The organism is Pseudomonas sp. Bc-h, from assembly GCF_002080045.1.
GTDB lineage: Bacteria > Pseudomonadota > Gammaproteobacteria > Pseudomonadales > Pseudomonadaceae > Aquipseudomonas.
On the sequence record NZ_MUIN01000001.1, the window covers coordinates 421,442 to 442,121 of the forward strand.

General features: G+C 59.8%; 16 protein-coding genes and 1 pseudogene. 6 read left to right on the forward strand and 11 right to left on the reverse strand.

The genetic code is table 11. The annotated features are described in order from the left end of the window. Window positions 1-82 precede the first annotated feature (82 nt). The 11 genes and pseudogenes from purD to BWR59_RS01880 form a co-directional block, all read right to left on the reverse strand. On the reverse strand, window positions 83-1,378 hold the full coding sequence (purD, locus tag BWR59_RS01830) for a phosphoribosylamine--glycine ligase (RefSeq protein WP_081563998.1): 1,296 nt from the start codon (window positions 1,376-1,378) through the stop codon (window positions 83-85). 123 nt (window positions 1,379-1,501) lie between these two features. Further along, window positions 1,502-3,085, reverse strand: a pseudogene (purH, locus tag BWR59_RS01835) (bifunctional phosphoribosylaminoimidazolecarboxamide formyltransferase/IMP cyclohydrolase); the annotation flags it as partial. Between the two features lie 75 nt (window positions 3,086-3,160). Then, entirely contained in the window at window positions 3,161-3,481 is a 321-nt protein-coding gene (fis, locus tag BWR59_RS01840; RefSeq protein ID WP_007907419.1) for a DNA-binding transcriptional regulator Fis, read from the reverse strand. After that, entirely contained in the window at window positions 3,478-4,491 is a 1,014-nt protein-coding gene (gene dusB / locus BWR59_RS01845; protein ID WP_081563937.1) for a tRNA dihydrouridine synthase DusB, read from the reverse strand. Before dusB ends, fis begins: the two co-directional genes overlap by 4 nt. A gap of 292 nt (window positions 4,492-4,783) precedes the next feature. After that, window positions 4,784-6,154 (reverse strand): DUF3426 domain-containing protein, encoded by a 1,371-nt coding sequence (locus BWR59_RS01850; protein WP_081563938.1) that lies wholly within the window; start codon window positions 6,152-6,154, stop codon window positions 4,784-4,786. A 44-nt stretch (window positions 6,155-6,198) separates the two neighbouring features. After that, window positions 6,199-7,077, reverse strand: a complete 879-nt coding sequence (prmA, locus tag BWR59_RS01855) for a 50S ribosomal protein L11 methyltransferase (protein WP_081563939.1) — start codon at window positions 7,075-7,077, stop codon at window positions 6,199-6,201. Between the two features lie 134 nt (window positions 7,078-7,211). Continuing rightward, on the reverse strand, window positions 7,212-8,561 hold the full coding sequence (accC, locus tag BWR59_RS01860) for an acetyl-CoA carboxylase biotin carboxylase subunit (protein ID WP_081563940.1): 1,350 nt from the start codon (window positions 8,559-8,561) through the stop codon (window positions 7,212-7,214). Between the two features lie 17 nt (window positions 8,562-8,578). Then, complete coding sequence (gene accB / locus BWR59_RS01865) at window positions 8,579-9,037, reverse strand: acetyl-CoA carboxylase biotin carboxyl carrier protein (RefSeq protein WP_081563941.1); 459 nt, start codon at window positions 9,035-9,037, stop codon at window positions 8,579-8,581. 80 nt (window positions 9,038-9,117) lie between these two features. Further along, entirely contained in the window at window positions 9,118-9,570 is a 453-nt protein-coding gene (gene aroQ, locus BWR59_RS01870) for a type II 3-dehydroquinate dehydratase (RefSeq protein ID WP_074751988.1), read from the reverse strand. 164 nt (window positions 9,571-9,734) lie between these two features. Continuing rightward, window positions 9,735-11,525 (reverse strand): protein-disulfide reductase DsbD, encoded by a 1,791-nt coding sequence (locus BWR59_RS01875; protein ID WP_081563942.1) that lies wholly within the window; start codon window positions 11,523-11,525, stop codon window positions 9,735-9,737. Between the two features lie 478 nt (window positions 11,526-12,003). Beyond that, window positions 12,004-13,662 (reverse strand): PleD family two-component system response regulator, encoded by a 1,659-nt coding sequence (locus BWR59_RS01880; protein ID WP_081563943.1) that lies wholly within the window; start codon window positions 13,660-13,662, stop codon window positions 12,004-12,006. Window positions 13,663-14,048: 386 nt separating this feature from the next. On the opposite strand from BWR59_RS01880, the gene BWR59_RS01885 reads away from it, so the two are divergent. The 6 genes from BWR59_RS01885 (at window position 14,049) to BWR59_RS01910 (ending at window position 20,671) form a co-directional block, all read left to right on the forward strand. Continuing rightward, window positions 14,049-15,143: a DUF2333 family protein gene (locus tag BWR59_RS01885; protein ID WP_081563944.1), complete on the forward strand. Its 1,095-nt coding sequence runs from the start codon at window positions 14,049-14,051 to the stop codon at window positions 15,141-15,143. A gap of 3 nt (window positions 15,144-15,146) precedes the next feature. Next, window positions 15,147-15,692, forward strand: coding sequence for an NUDIX hydrolase (locus BWR59_RS01890; RefSeq protein ID WP_081563945.1), 546 nt, complete (start codon window positions 15,147-15,149; stop codon window positions 15,690-15,692). 185 nt (window positions 15,693-15,877) lie between these two features. Then, entirely contained in the window at window positions 15,878-16,249 is a 372-nt protein-coding gene (locus BWR59_RS01895) for a translation initiation factor Sui1 (protein WP_081563999.1), read from the forward strand. A gap of 185 nt (window positions 16,250-16,434) precedes the next feature. Beyond that, complete coding sequence (gene speA / locus BWR59_RS01900; RefSeq protein ID WP_081563946.1) at window positions 16,435-18,348, forward strand: arginine decarboxylase; 1,914 nt, start codon at window positions 16,435-16,437, stop codon at window positions 18,346-18,348. Between the two features lie 157 nt (window positions 18,349-18,505). After that, complete coding sequence (locus BWR59_RS01905) at window positions 18,506-19,699, forward strand: contractile injection system protein, VgrG/Pvc8 family (protein ID WP_081563947.1); 1,194 nt, start codon at window positions 18,506-18,508, stop codon at window positions 19,697-19,699. A 93-nt stretch (window positions 19,700-19,792) separates the two neighbouring features. Then, the gene (locus BWR59_RS01910) at window positions 19,793-20,671 is read left to right on the forward strand and encodes an alpha/beta hydrolase (protein WP_081563948.1); all 879 of its coding nucleotides are present in this window, start codon (window positions 19,793-19,795) and stop codon (window positions 20,669-20,671) included. Window positions 20,672-20,680 lie beyond the last annotated feature (9 nt).

The following is a 20,680-nucleotide window of genomic DNA, read 5'->3' on the forward strand; positions in this document are numbered from 1 at the left end:
TCGTGAATGAAGCCAGTTAACTCTGGGGCGGCACTGGATGATCAGCCGGTTCTCCTGAATGAAGAACCGGCCAGAACCAGGTTTACTCCAGATGTTCGCCGCGTTCCCGGGCAATGGCACGGTAGCCAATGTCCTTGCGGTAGAAACAGCCTTTCCAGTCAATCTTTGCAGCCAGTTCGTACGCGTGCTTCTGCGCATCGCCGACGCTGTCACCCAGCGCAGTGGCGCACAGAACACGGCCGCCGGAGGTCACGACCTGACCATCCTTGAGCGCAGTACCGGCATGGAACACCTTGCCCGGCAGAGCGGAGGCGGCGTCCAGCCCGTTGATCGCATCGCCCTTGGCGTAATCGGCAGGGTAACCGCCCGCCGCCAGCACGATGCCCAAACTTGGACGCGGATCCCATTGGGCTTCCACTTTGTCCAGAGCTTGCGCCAAAGCAGCCTCGACCAGCAATACCAGGCTCGATTGCAGGCGCAGCATCACAGGTTGAGTTTCCGGGTCACCGAAACGGCAGTTGAACTCGATGACCTTGGGATTGCCCGCCTTGTCTATCATGAGACCAGCATAGAGGAAGCCGGTGTAAACGTTGCCTTCCTCGGCCATGCCTCTGACGGTCGGCCAAATCACCAGATCCATCACACGCTGGTGCACATCGGCGGTAACCACCGGAGCCGGGGAGTAGGCACCCATGCCGCCGGTGTTCGGGCCGCTGTCGCCGTCGCCGACACGCTTGTGGTCCTGGCTGGTGGCCATCGGCAGAACATTCTTGCCGTCGACCATGACGATGAAGCTGGCTTCTTCGCCGTCCAGGAACTCTTCGATGACGACGCGCGAACCGGCATCCCCAAAAGCGTTGCCCGCGAGCATGTCGCGCACGGCTTCTTCGGCTTCTTCGAGGGTCATGGCGACAATCACGCCTTTACCGGCTGCCAGGCCGTCGGCCTTGATCACGATCGGTGCGCCCTTTTCGCGCAGGTAGGTCAGCGCAGGCTCGATCTCGGTGAAGTTCTGATAATCGGCGGTCGGGATTTTGTGGCGAGCCAGAAAATCCTTGGTGAAGGCTTTCGAGCCTTCCAACTGCGCAGCGCCTTTGGTCGGACCGAAGCAGTCCAGGCCGCGGGAGCGAAACAGGTCAACCACACCGGCAACCAGAGGAACTTCCGGGCCGACGATGGTCAGGGCAACGTTCTTTTCGGCGAAATCGGCCAACTGCTCAAGGGCCAGCACGTCGATGGCAACGTTCTCGCATTTGGCTTCGATGGCGGTACCGGCGTTGCCTGGTGCAACGAAGACCTTCTGGACGCGCGGATCCTGCGCGACCTTCCAGGCCAGAGCGTGTTCACGGCCACCGCTGCCGATGATCAAAACATTCATTTCAAAAACCTCGATGACGCTAATTCTGTGAGTGTCGCTGGCGCTGAGTGCCATGCCGCTGCATCCATGATGCTGCGTTGTGTATGTAGCAGTCCGGCTTGCCGGCGGTGGCGTCAGTGAGATCGTGAACACCATCGCAATACCGGCCTCATCGGCCGCTGCAATGACTTCAGCATCACGCATCGAACCGCCTGGCTGAATCACAGCGGTGATACCGACCTTGGCAGCGTTGTCCAGACCGTCGCGGAACGGGAAGAACGCATCCGATGCCATCACCGAACCGGCGACCTGCAGGCCAGCGTGTTCAGCCTTGATCGCTGCGATGCGCGCGGAGTTCACGCGGCTCATCTGGCCAGCGCCAACGCCGATGGTCTGGCGGTTCCTGGCGTAGACGATAGCGTTGGACTTCACGTACTTGGCGACTTTCCAGGCGAAGATCAGGTCGTTGATTTCCTGCTCGGTCGGCGCGCGCTTGGTCACGACTTTCAGGTCGTCGGCGGTGATCATGCCGATGTCACGGCTCTGCACCAGCAAACCGCCGTTGACGCGCTTGTAGTCCCAGGCCGGCGCGCGGTCGGCAGCCCACTGGCCGCTGGTCAGCAGACGCACATTGGCTTTGCTGGCAACGATGGCCTGCGCTTCGGCGCTGACGCTTGGGGCAATGATCACTTCCACGAACTGGCGTTCGACGATGGCCTTGGCGGTCTCGGCGTCCAGTTCACGGTTGAAGGCGATGATGCCGCCGAATGCCGACTCGCTGTCGGTGGCGTAGGCCAGTTCGTAGGCCTGACGGATGCCGCCTTCGGCGTCCGGGCTGACAGCCACGCCGCACGGGTTGGCGTGCTTGACGATGACGCACGCCGGCTTGACGAAGCTCTTCACGCACTCCAGTGCAGCGTCGGTATCGGCCACGTTGTTGTAGGAGAGTTCCTTGCCCTGCAGTTGGGTTGCAGTGGCGATGCCGACTTCGGCCGGTTTCGCCTCAACGTAGAACGCGGCGCTCTGATGCGGGTTCTCGCCGTAGCGCATTTCCTGGGTCTTGACGAACTGGGTGTTGAAGGTGCGCGGGAACTCGCTGCGGCCCTCGGTGCTCAATGTTTCGGCGCTCTGGTCGACGCTGCCCAGGTAGTTGGCGATCATGCCGTCGTAGGCGGCAGTGTGCTCGAAGGCCTTGAGCATCAGGTCAAAACGCTGTGCGTAGGTCAGACCACCGGCCTTGAGGCTTTCCAGCACCTGGCCGTAGTCACTTGCGTTGACCACGATGGCCACGTCTTTGTGGTTCTTGGCAGCGGAACGGACCATGGTCGGGCCGCCGATGTCGATGTTCTCGATGGCCGTCGGCAGATCGCAACCTGGCTTGGAAACGGTCGCTTCGAACGGATACAGGTTGACGGCTACCAGATCGATGGGCTTGATGCCGTGCTCGGCCATGATCGCGTCGTCAGTGCCGCGACGGCCCAGGATGCCGCCGTGGATTTTTGGGTGCAGGGTCTTGACCCGACCGTCCATCATTTCTGCAAAACCGGTGTAATCCGCGACTTCTACCGCTGCTACGCCGTTGTCCTTGAGCAGCTTGAACGTGCCGCCGGTGGAGAGAATCTCGACGCCCAGGGCTTCGAGTTCACGGGCGAATTCAAGGATCCCGGTCTTGTCTGAAACGCTGATCAAGGCGCGGCGGATCGGCAGGCGGGTAGTCTGGTCGGTCATCTCAACTTCCATCAAAAGCAAAAGAATTCAGCAAAAAAGCGACCTGATTGCGGTCGCTTTTTCTGTTTTGGATGCTTACAGCAGGTCGTACTGCTTGAGTTTCTTGCGCAGGGTGCCACGGTTCAGCCCCAGCAGCTCGGACGCCTTCGTCTGGTTGCCCTTGACGTAATTCATCACGCACTCGAGCAGCGGAGCTTCGACTTCCGATAGCACCAGGTTGTAGACATCAGTGACGGCAGCACCTTCCAGGTGAGCGAAATAATTGTGCAGCGCCTTTTCGACGCTTCCGCGCAGGGTCTGACCCTCTTCGCTCGGCGTATTGAGGTGCTGTTTCAAATTGACGTTGTCGCTCACGGGTGTTGTTCCACTCACTAAAGTCTCTGTCATCATCGTCATGCGGCCACCTCTTGTTCGTTCCCTGCTTCCGGGCTTTTATCGCGTTCGGCAAAGAATTCCCGAACGTTGGCGCACTGTGCTTCCGTATCTTCCAAACGATTGAAAAGGGCGCGAAATTCCCTGGCGCCCGGCAAGGTTGCGAGATACCAGCCGACGTGTTTTCGGGCAATCCGCACGCCCATCACGTCGCCATAGAACGTGTGAAGCGCGGCCAGATGCTCTAGCAGAATGCGTTCCACTTCAGCCAGCGCGAGCGCGGGGAGTTTTTCCCCGGTGCGCAGGTAGTGTTCTATCTCGCGAAAAATCCATGGGCGCCCTTGGGCGGCCCGGCCAATCAACAGTCCATCGGCACCGGTCGCGTGCAATACGTGCCGGGCTTTTTCCGGTGAATCGATGTCGCCGTTGGCGAATACCGGAATCGACACCGCCTGTTTTATCGCGGCGATCGTGTCGTACTCGGCTTCGCCGGTGTAGAGATCCGCACGGGTCCGCCCGTGTACCGCCAATGCCTGTATTCCGGCTTGTTCGGCGATTCTGGCGACCGTCAGACCATTTTTGTTCGCCCGGTCCCAGCCGGTGCGAATCTTCAGGGTGACCGGTACCTCGACTGCCGCGACCACCGCGTGCAGGATTTCGGTCACCAACTGTTCATCTTTCAACAGTGCGGAACCAGCGGCCTTGTTGCAGACCTTCTTCGCCGGACAACCCATGTTGATATCGATGATCTGCGCGCCAAGTTCGACGTTGGCACGTGCTGCATCCGCCAGCATCTGCGGATCTCCACCGGCGATCTGCACCGAGCGCGGCTCGGGATCGCCTTCGTGAATCATGCGTAACCGCGACTTGCGGCTGTTCCACAGGCTCATGTCACTGGTGACCATTTCCGACACCACCAGGCCTGCGCCGAGCTGGCGACAGAGCTGCCGGAAGGGCTGGTCGGTGACGCCCGCCATGGGGGCGAGGATCAAGCCGTTTTGCAATGTATATGGGCCGATGCGTACCGCCGACATAGGGTGACCTGTTGTGGGGCCGAATCACGAGGTCTGGTCCGGAAAGTGCTACCGAAAACGGTCGAGCAGCTTTTCAGACGGGACCCAGAGTATGAAAAAGGGTGGGCATGATACCCGCTCTCGATGACTGGATAAAGGCTGAATTGGATAAAATCTGAACAGTTGCTTTCTTATCGCGAACGGTTTGGTTCGAGTTCGCGTTGTCATAAATCTGTCGTCGGTTTTTTGCCCGCGCCGTGCCGCATTTCAGTGCGGTTCAGTGAGGGTGGTTCCCTGCCCGCCGTCCTGGATTTTACTCCGGCGAGCGAAAACTCAAACTGTAATTCACGGCCTTCGGACCAGGGTCGAGGATGTCCAGTGCGATGTGGATAGGCGTCTGCGGCGGCATTTCGTCCTTGCCGGCCAATTCTCCACTCAGGTATTCCCCAGGCTTGAACCGACGACTGGCAATCAGCTGACCACTGGTATCGGCGAAGCGCAGTTCCAGGAGCGGAAACGGCTGGGAGAACGAAGCCCGGTTGTAGATGATTGCGTCGACGACCAGAGCGCCCTGGAATTCCGGGTGGCTGCGTACCACCAGGTTGCTGCTTTTGAGCAGCTTGATGTCAACCTTGGACGGCACTTTGCAGCCGATTTGCGGGCACACGTCCTGGAACAACGACCGATATTGGTCCTGGCGCGCCAGTTCATCGAAGTGATACCAGACGTACTGGCCCGCCAGCGCGCAAAGGGCGATCAACGCCAGCAGCAGCCAGAGCAGGCGACGTCCCCAGCGTGGCTTGGGTTTCTCCCAGGCCAGTTGCAACGGGTCGTCGGTCAGGTCCATCAGCGCCGGATCACGCAGCCCGGGCTCGTTGCGACCGCGCCTGCCATTGGGCAGTGGTTGTTCTTCCTCATCATCGTCTTCTTCATGATGGCGATTGCGGGCGCGATCATCGTCACCATCCAGCGCTGAAAACCGCTCGGATTGGTGTTCCTCGTCATGCACGGTTTCGGTGTGCAGCCGATGGATATGCGACGGCTCGTCGTCGAAGTCGTCGGTTGCCATTGAAAGGGAGGGCTCTGTGCGATGGTCATCGTGCGGGTCGACTTCATCACTGACGGAGGGCTCGTCGAACGTCTTGTGCTCGTCATGCTCGTCGATGACTTCAGCGCGCAACTCCGGTAGCTGGCTCACATCGTCGTGGGTCAGGCCATGATCCCAGTGCTCGCCCGCGACCTCCGGCTCGTCGCGACGGGCGCTGAATGACTCGACCTCGTCGTGATCGCGGCCAGGGCTGGCGTGACCGAAAGATTTCGGCAGCTGGATCTCCCGTTGTTCGAGACGGGCCAGTTCTACGTCCAGATCGTCGAGATCCAGACTGTCCAGGTCGACGGTGCGGTCTTCGCGCTTGACCGGCAGCGGCGCGGGCTCGCTGATCACGACGGACTGCGGTGCGATGACCTCGGGCTTTTGCTCAGGCAGCGGCTGTACCTGCTCCGGCGATGGGGCAGGCGGCGACGCCTTTGCCCCGGCGCGCTGTTCCAACAGTTGTTTCGCGGCATTGAACACTTGCAGGCAAGAGCCGCAGCGCACCATGCCTCGGGCCACGCTCAATTGAGCGTGGCTGACGCGGAAACTGGTCTGGCAGTGAGGGCACTGGGTGACGAAACTGTCGGTCATGCGGGTATCCGGGTTAGCGAGCGCCTAAAGGTTTGCAGTAAAAATCAGCGACGGCGGCCGGTGATCCGGACCCAGCCTTCGCGGTTGGCGATGGGGTCCAGATCGAATGCATCGGCGTAAGCGGCAGCCACTTCATCGCCTTGCTCGGCCAGAATGCCGGACAGCGCCAGGCGTCCACCGGGTTTGACCAGACTTGCCAGCTGAGGTGCCAGCGACACCAGCGGTCCTGCCAGGATATTAGCCACCAATACGTCGGCCGGCTCTTTTGGCAGGTCTTCAGGCAGATAGAGTGGAAATTTTTCGGCCGGGACGTTGTTGCGCCCGGCGTTGTCGCGAGACGCTTCCAGGGCTTGCACGTCGATATCGGTGCCCACAGCGTGGTTAGCGCCCAGCAGCAGCGCGGCGATCGCGAGGATGCCTGAACCACAGCCGAAATCGAGCACATTGCAGTGGCTCAGGTCCTGACCGTCCAGCCATTCCAGGCACAGGGCAGTGGTCGGGTGGGTGCCGGTGCCGAACGCCAGTCCCGGATCAAGCAGCAGGTTAACCGCATCCGGCTCAGGCGCAGCGTGCCAGCTAGGCACGATCCACAGACGCTGACCGAAACGCATCGGCTGAAAGTTATCCATCCAGCTGCGTTCCCAGTCCTGGTCCTGGATCACTTCATGCATGTGCTCCGGCAGTTCGGCGCCGGTCAGCAGTTTGAGGTGTGCGAGCACATGATCGGCGTTGGTGTCGGCTTCGAACAGGGCCAGCAGGTGCGTGTGGGACCACAGCGGTGTGGTGTTCAGTTCGGGTTCGAAGATCGGCTGGTCTTCAGCGTCCATGAATGTAACGGACACGGCGCCGACTTCAAGAAGGGCGTCTTCGTAGGTTTCGGCTTGTTCTGGGCTGATGGCGAGACGGACTTGCAGCCAAGGCATGGCGGATTACCTTCGAATTTGAAAAATGACGAGCGGCACAGCGCCGCGAGAGACCGGCAAGTTTACGGGGTTCGGGGAGAAACAACAAAGCCGCTCGGAAGCGGCTCTGTTGGTCTGCGGCACTTACTGGAGAATCAGTGTTTGTCACCGGCCAGTTTGTGTTCCAGGTAGTGGATGTTGACGCCGCCTTCGCAGAAGCCTTCATCGCGGGTCAGATCACGGTGCAGCGGGATGTTGGTCTTGATCCCGTCGACCACGATTTCGTCCAGGGCATTGCGCATCCGCGCCATGGCTTCGTCGCGGGTTGCGCCCCAGGTGATCAGCTTGCCGATCAGCGAGTCGTAGTTCGACGGTACCTTGTAGCCACTGTACAGGTGCGAATCGACGCGCACGCCGTTGCCGCCCGGCGCGTGGAAGTGCTTCACCAGGCCTGGGCTTGGAATGAAGGTTTTCGGGTCTTCGGCGTTGATCCGGCATTCCAGCGCGTGGCCGTGGATCTTCACGTCATCCTGGGTAAACGACAGCTTGTTGCCAGCGGCGATGCTCAGCATCTCCTTGACGATGTCGATACCGGTGACCATTTCCGAAACCGGGTGCTCCACCTGAACACGGGTGTTCATCTCGATGAAGTAGAAACGGCCGTTCTCGTACAGGAACTCGAACGTGCCGGCGCCACGGTAGCCGATATCCACGCAGGCTTTGACGCACGCGGCGAACACGTCTTGACGGGCTTTTTCATCGATGAACGGAGCCGGTGCTTCTTCCAGAACCTTCTGGTGACGACGCTGCAGCGAGCAGTCGCGGTCGCCCAGATGGATGGCGTTGCCCTGGCCGTCGGAAATGACCTGGACTTCCACGTGACGTGGGTTGGTCAGGTACTTCTCGAGGTAGACCATCGGGTTGCTGAACCAGGCGGCCGCTTCGGCGCGCGTCTGCTTGGCCGCTTCGATCAGGTCTTCTTCCTTGTGCACCACGCGCATGCCGCGACCACCGCCGCCGCCAGCGGCCTTGATGATCACCGGATAGCCGACTTCACGGCCGATGCGCAGCGCGGTTTCTTCGTCTTCCGGCAGTGGGCCGTCGGAACCTGGAACCGTGGGTACCTTGGCCAGCTTCATGGCGTCCTTGGCAGAAACCTTGTCGCCCATCAGGCGAATGGTTTCGGCTTTCGGGCCGATGAAGGCAAAACCGGATTTCTCGACCTGTTCGGCGAAGTCGGCGTTTTCCGCGAGGAAACCGTAGCCTGGGTGAATCGCCGTGGCGCCGGTCAGCTCTGCAGCCGAAATGATGGCCGGGATGTTCAGGTACGACAGGTTGGCTGGCGCAGGACCGATGCAGACGGTTTCGTCTGCCAGGCCCAGGTGCATCAGCTCACGGTCTGCCGTGGAATGTACCGCGACGGTCTTGATGCCCAGTTCTTTACAGGCACGCAAGATGCGCAAGGCGATTTCGCCGCGGTTGGCGATCAGGACTTTTTCCAACATCGCAGGCTCTCCCCGGTTCAAACGATGGTGAACAGCGGCTGGTCGTACTCAACCGGCTGACCGTTTTCTACCAGGATGGATTCGATGACGCCGCTGACTTCGGCTTCGATGTGGTTCATCATTTTCATCGCTTCGACGATGCAAATGGTGTCGCCTTTCTTGACGGTCTTGCCCACTTCGACGAACGCTGGCGAACCCGGCGCCGGCGTGCGGTAGAAGGTACCGACCATCGGCGATTTGACGACGGTGCCGTTCAGCTTCGGTGCTGAAGGGGCTTCTGCTGCCGCGACAGGCGCTGCAGCTGGAGCAGGGGCTGCGACTGGAGCCGCGACTGGGGCCGGTGCATAGTACTGCTGTGCTGGAGTCTTGCTGTGACGGCTGATTCGTACGGACTCTTCGCCTTCACGGATTTCCAGTTCGTCGATGCCGGACTCTTCCAGCAATTCGATCAGTTTCTTGACTTTACGGATATCCATTAATCATCAACTCCCAAAGGACGGTCAGGGGTATTCGGTAGCCGGTTCGGGCTGTGGGGCTCAGTGCGAAACTGCGCCGTTCACGCCTTCGAACGGGTGGCCAGTTGTTCCAGGGCAGCCTCCAGGGCCAGTCGGTAACCGCTGGCGCCAAGGCCGCAGATCACTCCTACAGCGACATCTGAAAAGTAGGAGTGATGGCGGAAAGGTTCGCGCTTGTGCACGTTCGACAGGTGCACTTCGATGAATGGGATGCTCACTCCCAGCAATGCGTCACGTATTGCGACACTTGTGTGAGTGAAAGCAGCCGGATTGATCAGGATGAAGTCCACGCCCTCATCGCGCGCAGCGTGGATGCGGTCGATCAACTCGTACTCGGCATTGCTCTGCAGATACATCAGATGGTGACCGGCTTCGCGCGCGCGCTTTTCCAGGTCCTGGTTGATATCGGCCAACGTGATCGAGCCATAGATTCCCGGTTCGCGGGTGCCCAGCAAGTTCAGGTTAGGTCCGTGAAGAACCAGAAAAGTCGCCATCGTGTGTTCCTTGTTGTGTGCGTTGTCGACGTTCGCATCAGGTGCGAGCGGTGAATGCGCAGCGACTATGCCGGAAAGCGCAATGGACTGTCCAGTTACCGACCCAGATATCGACAATGTTCAGCACGATGTCCGATGTTCGCGCAAAGTTTGTGACTAAGACGCTAAATTTGGTCATTTGCTCTAGAAAGGTGCTCGGAGAAGCCTTCCACGTCGATTTCGCCGACGACGCGCGCATTTGTCAGCTCGTTCCCGTCTTTTCCGAAAAACAGCAGGGCGGGCGGGCCGAACAGTTTGTAGTTATCCAGCAGAGCGCGCTGTTCTGCGCTGCTGTCGGTCATGTCGAAGCGAATCAGGCGAAACTCCTTGAGTTGGCTCACTATTTTCGGATCGGGCAGGACTTCATGCTCGATCACTTTGCAACTGATGCACCAGTCCGCGTACCAGTCGACGAGCACCGGTTCTTCGGCGATTTTCGAATCGGCGAGGATCTGATTCAGTTCACTCACCTGTGTCACGGTCTGCCACTGCTCGCTTGCCCTTGCGCTGTTTTCACTGCCGATCTGCGTGGTTTGCGCGCGGCCCAATGGACGCAGCGGATCTGTCTGACCGCTGAATGCGCCGTACCAGCAGGACAGAGCGTAGACCAACAGAAACAGACCGAGAAGTTGGGCGAGGCGACCCCGGGTAGTCTTTACCGTGAACTCCAGCGCGCCGAGGAACACGGCGACACCTGCCCACAGCAAGCCGACCAGCAGCAACGTCAATTGTCCTGGGATGACCCGGCTGATCAAGCCGATCGCCAATGCCAGCAGCAGAACACCGATAGCGTTCTTGACCGTCACCAGCCAAGGCCCGCTTTTCGGCAGCCAGGCTGCTCCACCAGTCGCGACGACAACCAGTGGCGCGCCCATGCCAAGGCCTAAAGCGAAAAGCTTCAAGGCCCCGCCCAATGCATCCCCGCTGGCGCTTATATAAAGAAGCGCACCGGCCAGTGGCGCGGACACACAGGGGGATACCAACAGGCTCGAAACCACACCCAATACTGCCGCGCCCCACAGCGAACCGCCTTTTGTGTTGCCGGCAATGCGGTCGAGTCGGTCGTTCAAGGCGCGAGGCAGTCGCAGCTCAAAAACGCCGAACATGGCAATGGCGAACACCACGAAGAACAGTGCAAACGGCCCCAGCACCCAGGCTGATTGCAGTCGTGCCTGCAAATTGAGGCTGGCGCCGAACATGCCCATCAAAGCGCCGAGAATCGCGAAGCAAACTGCCATTGGCAGTACGTACGCCATAGACAAGGAGAAGCCGCGCACCCCGCCAATCTGTCCGCGCAGGACTACCCCGGAAAGGATCGGCAGCATTGGCAAAACGCAGGGTGTGAAGGTCAGGCCGATGCCCGCGAGGAAGAACAGTGCCAGTTGTTTCCAGCTGAACGAAACATCGGTTTTGCCCCCTGCCAAGGCAGGATCAATGGTCGATGAAGAGGCGCCGCCGATGCTCAAACGCTCGGTTTCAGGCGGATAGCACAGGCCTTTGTCGGCGCAGCCTTGATAAGTTACGACCAGCGTGAACGGGCGAGTATCAGAGGTTTTGCGCGGCAGGTTGATGTCGAGGATGCCGTGATACACCTCGACATCGCCGAAGTATTCGTCGTGCTTCTTCTCGCCGTCGGGCAACTGCGCTGTGCCCAGGCCAATGTCAGCAGGTTCGGTGCGGAACTGGAACCGATGGCGATACAGGTAATAGCCTTCGGTGGCGACGAACTGCAGTTTGATCGATTCGGGCGAGGTGTCGATCAGGTTCAGTTGAAAGGCCTGGCGAACCGGCAGGAAGTCCTTGCTGTTGTCGATGGCCGCGCTGCCCAGAGTAGAGCTCGGCCTGCTGTCCAGCAGGCTGGCGCTGAAGGCAGGCAGGGCAAGAGTCAGCAATATCAGACAAAGCAGGCGGCGCATGGCGGTCTCGCATCACAGAAGTCCGCGCATGATAGCGGAGTGGCTGATGCGTTGCAGGGAACGCCGATGGCGTGGACGGGGTTAGTCTGTGGTGGATTGCCGGAGGTTGCGACGATGGCGAAGCGGTCGTCTGGCTGATAGAGATGCAGTGTATGCACCGGCCTCATCGCGACCCTCGTGCCTCGGGTTGCTCCCACAGGGTTTGCGGGTTGCCAGCAGTCGGCGGCTGGCCGTGAAAGCGGGGTTTGGCGACCGGTATTGCAAGCCACAGTATCGGGCGATACCAATGATTTTTTCATACGAGAGCAACCAGGCGATGCCGCCAATCTGCCGCGCGCCACAGAACCTGTGGGAGCTGCCGGAGGTTACGACGGTGGCGAAGCGGTCGTCTGGCTGATAAAGATGCAGTGTATGAAATGGCCTCATCGCGACCCTCGTGCCTCGGGTTGCTCCCGCAGGGATCGCGTGGTGCCAGCAGTTAAACGATGTCTACCGTCGAGTGTTTGGAGGCGCGAGCGAGGTCGTCCGCCAACCCATGCACCTGGTTGCGCCCGGCCTTTTTCGCGCGGTACAGCGCGTCGTCCGCGTGCGATGCCATCATCAGCGCGTCGTCGTGCTCACCCAACTCCACGACACCGGCGCTGAACGTGCAGAACAGATCGGTCGGCTGCGCCGGATAGTGAATTTCGGCGAAGCGGCGGCGAATTTCGTCGAGTACGCCGTGGGCGGCCTTGAGGTCAGTGTCGGGCATGACCACTGCGAATTCTTCGCCGCCATAACGGCCGATGTAATCGGTCTTGCGCAGGCGTTGCTTGAGAAACAGCGCGAGGCTCTTGATGACCCGGTCGCCCATGGGGTGGCCGTGACCGTCGTTGACCTTCTTGAAGTGGTCGATGTCGAGCATCGCGAAGCTCAGCGGTTTCTTCTCGCGGCGTGCGCGAAAGCTGCAGTCTTCAAGCAATTGCAGGATGTGCGTGTGGTTGTACAGGCCGGTCAGACTGTCGCGCACCATTCGCGCCTTGAGATTGCGCGCCCGCGCTGCACGGTTGCGAACGGTAGTGATCAGGTGTCGCGGCTTGATCGGCTTGGTGAGGAAGTCGTCGCCGCCCTCGCTCATCGCGTCAAGCTGTTTGTCCAGATCGTCCTCGGCCGACAGATAGATGATTGGCACGCTGACATAACGGTCGTTGTGGCGAATGACCTTGGCCAGTTCGGTGCCGGTGCAGCCGGGCATGTACATGTCGAGAATGATCAGGTCTGGCTGGAATTCAGCCAGTTCGGACATGGCCTTGATCGGGTCGAACAAGGTCCGGGTGACGATCCCGGCACTGTTGAGCAGGCGCTCGGTATGGGTGGCCTGGGCCCGCGAGTCGTCGATGATCAACACTTTATAAGGCTCGTACTGAGCGACTCGGGTGAGAATCTCGATTTTCTCCAGCAGGCTGGACGCCTCCAGCGTGCCGGTCAGAAACTCCTCACCACCGGCCCGCACCGCGGCCAGACGCGTAGGTGTATCGGTTTCGTGATGGCTGAAGAACAGCAGTGGCAGCTTCTGCTCAAGACCTTCCTGCATCTTGGCGGCCAGCTTCAGGCCTTCGCCAACACCGCCGAAATCCACGTCCATCACCACGGCGGCGGGCAAGCGCTCGGCCAGGGTTGTGTGAACGGCGTGAATGCTGGCCAGCGATTGCGCGCTGAGGCCAAAAAACTCAAGCTGCTTGGCCAGCCGTTCGCCGCGCTCGTGATCCTGCAGCATCACGTAGATCGGCTTGCGCAACGGAGGCAGCGAAGTGTGTTCGAGGCGATCGCCATGACGCAGACCAGTACGCGAAAGCCGCTGCATCAAACGGTTGAGGTCGGTGATCAACGAACTGCTCAGTCGCCCGCGATTGGCTTCCACTTCCTGCAGGGACTGACTGATGCCCCGTGCCAGTTGAGCGTGCTCGGCCTGTTCGAAGCGCTCGGCGAAACGCAGCAAGCGCTGGTTGGCTTCGCTGAGCTCTTCCATGTCGACGACTGACCACTCGCTTTGCTGCAGGCGCTGCCAGACCTCCAGGATCTGACGTGCTTGGTGGATGACGCGCTGGGCGAAATGGTGCTTGAGACGGTCTCGGCTCGGATCTTCTGGTTCGGTCATGACCTGACTACTTGCTAGGGGAAACCCTGATACGAATGCTGGCGCTATGCTAGCACTACTTTTCTTCGGCAAGTGCACCGCAAGTCATTTTGTTGTCATTTTTTAAGGGTTTTTTGCGTCAATTTTTCAGCTTTTTCAGGCTTTAAGTATTGAATGCCATTGGAAAACGAATGGTCCGATCGTGACTGGTTCGTCAGGAAATGCCTGATACGCAGGTAGGGGGGATTTTGATCGGTTAGAGAGGCCTGCGAGCTAGAGCGTGATGGCATGACGCACACGGACTCGTCGATTACGCAAATGGACCCTCCACCGCGTTCCTGCCAAACGCACCTTGCTGTAAGGTTGCGGTCCTAAGCACTGAATTCCGTGATTGAAAGGACAAGGCCATGCTGGATTGGAAGAAGCGCTCGGGCACCGCGGGCGAGGGTGAGCGTGTTGATGCTAAGCCGGTAGGCAAGGCGCCTCGGGGATATTGGGGCGGTCTGCTCTTCAGCCGCGCAGTGGGTGCCGTTGTCGGCATCTATCTGGTCGTTACGGTGGTCCTCGGCATTTGGTGGAGCAGCGAGCCTCCCTTGTTTCCGGTCCAGCAACAGGCTCAGGCCGCGGCCGAGCGTGAAGGCAAGCAGATGGTGATTGGTTACACCACGGTCGAAACCCTGAAGACCGTCGCCTCGACGCTGCTGGACAAGCCTGGTGGCTACATTTCCAACGACCGTTTCCCGCCTGGCCTGTGGATGGACAACACCCCGAGCTGGGAATATGGCGTCCTGGTCCAGGTACGTGATTTGAGTCGAGCCTTGCGCAAGGATTTCGCACGCTCGCAGTCGCAGTCGGCTGAAGATGGCGATCTGGCGCGTGCCGAGCCGCTGTTCAACTTCGACAACAAGAGCTGGATTCTGCCTTCGAGCGAGTCCCAGTATCGCGAAGGGATCGCTGCGCTGAGCCGTTATCAAGCTCGCTTGTCCGATCCGAATCAGAAAGGCGCACTGTTTTATACTCGTGCCGATAACCTGAACAACTGGCTCGGTGATGTGGGTACGCGTCTGGGTTCGCTGTCCCAGCGTTTGTCGGCCAGCGTCGGCCGCGTCAAACTCAACAGCACCCTGAAGACAGAAGCGCAGTCCACCGTGACAGTGAAGCCGGGCGAAGTGCCTCAGGTCGATGAAGAAATCGTCGAAACCCCGTGGATGCAGATCGACAACGTGTTCTACGAGGCACGCGGTCAGGCCTGGGCACTGTCGCATTTGCTGCGCGCCATCGAAGTCGACTTCGCCGACGTGCTGGCGAAGAAGAACGCCACTGTTAGTGTCCGTCAGATCATTCGTGAGCTGGAGGCCTCTCAGGAACCAATGTGGAGCCCGGTGATTCTCAACGGCAGCCCGTTCGGCGTATTCGCCAACCACTCGCTGGTCATGGCCAACTACCTGTCGCGCGCCAACGCCGCAGTCATCGACTTGCGCCAACTGCTGTCTCAGGGTTGATCGATGTCAGTCTCTGAACGGGAAGTCGCCCATCGGGCGGCTTCCGACGCTGAACAGATCGCCTGGGTCGATCGGCAGGATCAACTGCTCGGCTCCCTGCCTCGCGCAGAACTTCGCGAGCGGGGGCTGATCGGTCGCGGCACCTACATCCTCCTCTTCAACTCTGCCGGCGAGCTGTGTGTTCACCGACGCACCCTGAGCAAGGCAATTTATCCTGGCTACTGGGATGTCGCCGCCGGCGGCATGGTGCAGGCCGATGAAAGCTATAAGGAGTCAGCGGCCCGAGAGCTTGAGGAAGAGTTGGGCGTGGCGGGTGTCGAGCTGACGGCCCATGAACAGTTTTTCTTCGATCAGCCGGACAACCGTCTCTGGTGTGCAGTGTTTTCGGCGGTCTGGGACGGGCCTTTGAAACTTCAGCCTGAAGAGGTGCTGGAGGCTCGCTTCATCGGCGTCGATCAGGTACTGCGTGAAACCGCCGAAAAGCCTTATTGCCCGGACTCTCTGGCCGCGTTGAAGCGCTATTTGGCCGACGTCGCAAAAGTCCCGTAAATTGGCGCATATTTGCACTTAGCATCTGCGCTTTTTGCCGTTACACTGCGCGACCTTTTCAACCTGGACTGCCTTGCGGTCCAGTAGCGCTGCCCCTGCCTGAGTGGGGCTTCGCGGTCGGCTCCGCAGAGTGGTATTACCCAGCCTGCCCGACCAGACTTTGGTCCTCAAGAAGAGGATTGCCGGTGGCCAAAAAAGCCGCATCCTTCGCCGCCCTCGGTGGCCTGGTGTTTTCAACCGACGCAGGACGGCACTGTCCCGAATGCCGTCAGCCCGTCGATGCCTGCATCTGCAAGAAATCCGTTATTCCCGAAGGTGATGGCATTGCCCGCGTGCGACGCGAAAGCAAAGGTCGTGGCGGCAAGACTGTCACCACCGTTACCGGCGTGCCGTTGCCTGAAGATGCACTCAAGGAACTGGCGACTACGCTCAAACGTCGTTGCGGTACCGGTGGTGCACTCAAGGATGGCGTGATCGAGATACAGGGCGATCACGTCGAGACGCTGCTGGCGGAGCTGGTCAAGCAGGGCTTCAAGGCGAAAAAGTCAGGCGGCTGAGCCGTCCTGTCCATCCCGTCCCACGTTACATTGTCGGTCCGGCGTCGGTCCGTTGAACCAAACTCTGCTGTGAGTTGCAGGTCTACTGCCGCACGGCGAGCTGGCGCCAAACCGTCATTTCCACTCTATACACTGCGCCCAGCCGGTCCGGCCGGGGCTTTATGACTTTTATACAGGGGACTTCGATGTCCGTACGACGCACACGCAAAGACGATGGCAGCCAATGGACAGTTGCGGACAGCCGCAGTGTCTATGGGATACGCCATTGGGGGGCTGGTTATTTTGCAATCAACGAAGCCGGCCGTGTTGAAGTTCGCCCCAACGGGCCAGGCAGTGCGCCCATTGACCTCTACGAGCAAGTAGACGAACTGCGCAAGAGCGGTTTGTCCTTGCCGTTGCTGGTCCGTTTCCCGGACATCCTGCAGGACCGTGTGCGTCAGTTGACCGGGGCCTTCGACGAGAACATCGCGCGCCTGGAATACCAGAGCAAATACACCGCGCTGTACCCGATCAAGGTCAACCAGCAGGAAGCGGTGGTGGAAAACATCATCGCCACGCAGAACGTTTCCATCGGTCTGGAGGCCGGTTCCAAGCCTGAGCTGATGGCTGTGCTGGCGTTGGCGCCGAAAGGCGGGACCATCGTCTGCAACGGTTACAAGGACCGCGAGTTCATTCGCCTGGCGCTGATGGGCCAGAAGCTGGGCCACAACGTCTTCATCGTCATCGAGAAAGAATCCGAAGTCGAACTGGTGATCGAAGAGGCCGCCGAGCTCAAAGTTGCGCCTCAGGTCGGCCTGCGCGTTCGTCTGTCCTCTCTGGCCTCCAGCAAGTGGGCTGACACCGGTGGCGAGAAATCCAAGTTCGGTCTGTCGGCCGCGCAGCTGCTGTCAGTGGTCGAGCGCTTTACCAAAGCGGGTCTCGATCAGGGCATTCGTCTGCTGCACTTCCACATGGGTTCACAGATCGCCAACCTGGCGGACTACCAGCACGGTTTCAAGGAAGCGATTCGTTACTACGGCGAACTGCGCAACCTGGGCCTGCCGGTCGATCACATCGACGTCGGTGGCGGTCTGGGCGTCGACTACGACGGCACCCATTCGCGCAACGCCAGCTCGATCAACTACGACATGGACGATTACGCCGGTGTCGTGGTCGGCATGCTCAAGGAGTTTTGCGATGCGCAGGGTCTGCCACATCCGCACATTTTCTCGGAAAGCGGCCGTTCGCTGACCGCGCACCACGCGATGCTGGTGATCCAGGTCACCGACGTCGAGCGTCACAACGACGAAGTGCCTGAGATCACCGACAAGGAAAACCTGCCGGAAACCCTGCAATGGTTGATCGATCTGCTCGGCCCGACCGACATCGAGATGGTCACCGAGACCTACTGGCGCGCCACGCACTACATGAGCGACATCGCCTCGCAGTACTCGGACGGCAAGATCACCCTGGCGCAGAAAGCCTTGGGTGAGCAATGCTACTTCGCGGTCTGCCGTCGCCTGCACAATTCGCTCAAGGCACGTCAGCGCTCCCACCGTCAGGTGCTGGACGAACTCAACGACAAGCTGGCCGACAAGTACATCTGCAACTTCTCGGTGTTCCAGAGCCTGCCGGACACATGGGCCATCGATCAGGTTCTGCCGATCATCCCGCTGCATCGTCTGGACGAGGAGCCTCTGCGCCGCGCCGTGTTGCAGGATCTGACCTGCGACTCCGACGGCAAGATCAACCAGTACGTCGACGAGCAGAGCATCGAAACCAGCCTGCCGGTCCACGCCCTGAACGAAGGCGAAGACTATCTGCTGGGCGTGTTTCTGGTCGGCGCGTATCAAGAGATTCTTGGCGACATGCACAACCTGTTCGGTGATACCGACTCGGTGAACATCTATCAGAATCAGGACGGCAGCGCTTACTCGGCCGGTATCGAAACCCACGACACCATCGAGGACATGCTGCGTTACGTGCACCTGTCGCCGGAAGAGCTGATGACTCATTACCGGGACAAGGTCGCCAGTGCCAGGATCAGCCCGCGTGAACGTACTCAGTATCTGGACGCGTTGCGCCTGGGCCTGACGCGGTCTTCGTATCTGTCCTCATGATCGTTCCAGCGATGTGAATGAAACGGGTCCGAATGGGCCCGTTTTTTATTTCTCCTACATATTTTCGCTGTGTTTCTATCCACAGCTGTAGGCAATTTCCTGTTCTGCATTTGCCCTCTCTACTTGCCGCACCTTGTGCCCCAGAATCGCTGGCCGCTTGAAACTGCCAGTCGAGGTCATCCGCACCATGTCGCCGTTCGCCAACGCCCCGCATCTGCGCCTGGACGTCAGCCGCCCGAACCGTTCACTCGAAGTGCTCAGCTGCAAAGGGGCAGAAGTCTTCAATCAGCCCTATTCCTTCGAGTTGGAAGTGCTCAGTCACGAGGGGCCGCTGGATGCACACGACCTGCTGTTCAGTGCTGCTTACCTGCATTCGAGCGCCGGAATTTCCGGGATTCACGGTCATATCCAGAGCATCGTGCGCAGCAGCGCCGAACCCACCTCGGGCCACCTGTTGCAGCCTTCGCCCGCGCATTACCGGATTACGCTGGGGCCGCGCCTGGGGTTGATGGCCTACCGGCACAATCAGCGAGTGTTTCAGGGGATGAGCGCCGAGCAGATCATCATCCAACTGCTCTGCGAGCACGGTATCGACGAGGCCACTTATCTCTGGCAACGCACGCAGCCATGCCGGGAGCGGGACTTCTGCGCGCAATATTGCGAGAGCGATCTGCAGCTGTTGCAACGTCTGTGCGCGGAAGAGAACCTGCACTATTACTTCCTGCATACCCGCAGCCGTCATGTCGTGGTGTTCGCCGATCAGTCCGAGGACTCGGTACAACTCCTGCCTCTCAGCACAAGCCGGCAATCGGCAATCGATGCACCGCCCCCCCGACGCATCAGCATGCATCGGGCCTGTGTGGTTGGCGGGTTGTTCGAGATAGTCGGCCTTGATGACAGGAACAGGCTCAAGGTGCGTTTCGATTGGGGCAATCAGGGCGATGGTGCGCGGTTCAACGATTGCTGGATTCCAGTGGACCTGGCCTTGTTGCAGGGTAACAACCCGTGGTGGGGAGGGATGGAGGTGATCGTGAGCTTTCGCGACGACAACCCTGATGATCCCTTCATCAGCAACCGGTTGTGGGATCCGGACATCAACCCCCGAACCCAGCCGGAGCCCGTTTCCTTGCCTCGCCGAATCATCACCACTCGCATCGACAGGGAAATGTTTCTGGACGAGTCTCGGCAGTTCACGGTGGACGACGAGCTCATCGTGCGCATGGCCCGGAACAACGAAATGCACTTCAGGGTCGGGAGCAGTCTGGTGACGATCGATTCGAAAAGCGTATCCCTGAGCGGGTTGAAGATCATGCTGTCCTCGATCACGGAGGCACAGGGGGAAGGGGAGTAGAGGTGGCTTGATTCTGCTCCAACTATTTGCGCCCCTCGGAGTCGTAATGCTGAGCGGCCATGACTGTCCTGACCGCAGCCAGGAGAGCAATCGATGATGCGGGCTTTGGTGGTCGGTGGGTTGTTGATCTTGCTGATGGGTTGCTCACCTTTGAAGGTGCTCAACGCCTTCACCCCGAGCGGTGGGTTCAGCAAGGCCAGTGACGTGAGTTACGGCAGTGATCCGCGCAACAGGCTGGATGTCTACACCCCAACCAACGTCGGACCCGACGCACCCGTGGTGGTGTTCTTCTACGGTGGCAGCTGGAACAGCGGTTCGCGCAGTGATTATGGTTTTGTCGGCGAAGCGCTGGCGTCTCGCGGCATCGTCGCGGTGTTGGCGGACTACCGGCTTTATCCACAGGTGCATTATCAGGGCTTCCTTGATGACAGCGCCCGAGCCGTGGGCTGGACCCGCCAACACATCGCCCAATACGGTGGCGATCCGCGTCGCTTGTATGTGATGGGCCACAGCGCCGGTGGTTACAACGCCGCGATGCTGGCGTTGGACCCGAAGTGGCTGGCGACGGTGAGCATGAAGCCCTCGATGCTGAGCGGCTGGATCGGTCTCGCCGGGCCGTACGACTTTCTGCCAATCGAGAATCCAGAGGTGAAACCGGTATTTTTCTTTCCCGACTCGCCGCCGGATTCCCAGCCGATCAACCATGTGAGCAGTGCTTCACCGCCTGCGCTATTGATAGCCGCGAGGGACGACACATTGGTCAACCCCGAGCGTAATACCGGTGGCATGGCCAGAAGGCTTCGTGAGCAGGGAGTCTCAGTGCGCGAGCTGTACTTCTCCAAACCCGGACACGCGACCTTGGTGGCCGCATTCTCTCGTCCAATGCGCAGCCTGGCCCCGGTGCTGGATGAAGTGGCGGATTTCATTCATGCGCAGGATCAGGCCCGGGTAACAGCAGCGAAGGGCGATTGATCCTGACTG

Excerpts from the sequence above, each read along its gene's own strand:
- purD (WP_081563998.1), bottom strand. The coding sequence starts at position 1,378 with ATGAATGTTTTGATCATCGGCAGCGGTGGCCGTGAACACGCTCTGGCC.
- fis (WP_007907419.1), bottom strand. The coding sequence starts at position 3,481 with ATGACGATGATGACAGAGACTTTAGTGAGTGGAACAACACCCGTGAGC.
- dusB (WP_081563937.1), bottom strand. The coding sequence starts at position 4,491 with ATGTCGGCGGTACGCATCGGCCCATATACATTGCAAAACGGCTTGATC.
- BWR59_RS01850 (WP_081563938.1), bottom strand. The coding sequence starts at position 6,154 with ATGACCGACAGTTTCGTCACCCAGTGCCCTCACTGCCAGACCAGTTTC.
- prmA (WP_081563939.1), bottom strand. The coding sequence starts at position 7,077 with ATGCCTTGGCTGCAAGTCCGTCTCGCCATCAGCCCAGAACAAGCCGAA.
- accC (WP_081563940.1), bottom strand. The coding sequence starts at position 8,561 with ATGTTGGAAAAAGTCCTGATCGCCAACCGCGGCGAAATCGCCTTGCGC.
- accB (WP_081563941.1), bottom strand. The coding sequence starts at position 9,037 with ATGGATATCCGTAAAGTCAAGAAACTGATCGAATTGCTGGAAGAGTCC.
- aroQ (WP_074751988.1), bottom strand. The coding sequence starts at position 9,570 with ATGGCGACTTTTCTGGTTCTTCACGGACCTAACCTGAACTTGCTGGGC.
- BWR59_RS01875 (WP_081563942.1), bottom strand. The coding sequence starts at position 11,525 with ATGCGCCGCCTGCTTTGTCTGATATTGCTGACTCTTGCCCTGCCTGCC.
- BWR59_RS01880 (WP_081563943.1), bottom strand. The coding sequence starts at position 13,662 with ATGACCGAACCAGAAGATCCGAGCCGAGACCGTCTCAAGCACCATTTC.
- BWR59_RS01885 (WP_081563944.1), top strand. The coding sequence starts at position 14,049 with ATGCTGGATTGGAAGAAGCGCTCGGGCACCGCGGGCGAGGGTGAGCGT.
- BWR59_RS01890 (WP_081563945.1), top strand. The coding sequence starts at position 15,147 with ATGTCAGTCTCTGAACGGGAAGTCGCCCATCGGGCGGCTTCCGACGCT.
- speA (WP_081563946.1), top strand. The coding sequence starts at position 16,435 with ATGTCCGTACGACGCACACGCAAAGACGATGGCAGCCAATGGACAGTT.
- BWR59_RS01910 (WP_081563948.1), top strand. The coding sequence starts at position 19,793 with ATGATGCGGGCTTTGGTGGTCGGTGGGTTGTTGATCTTGCTGATGGGT.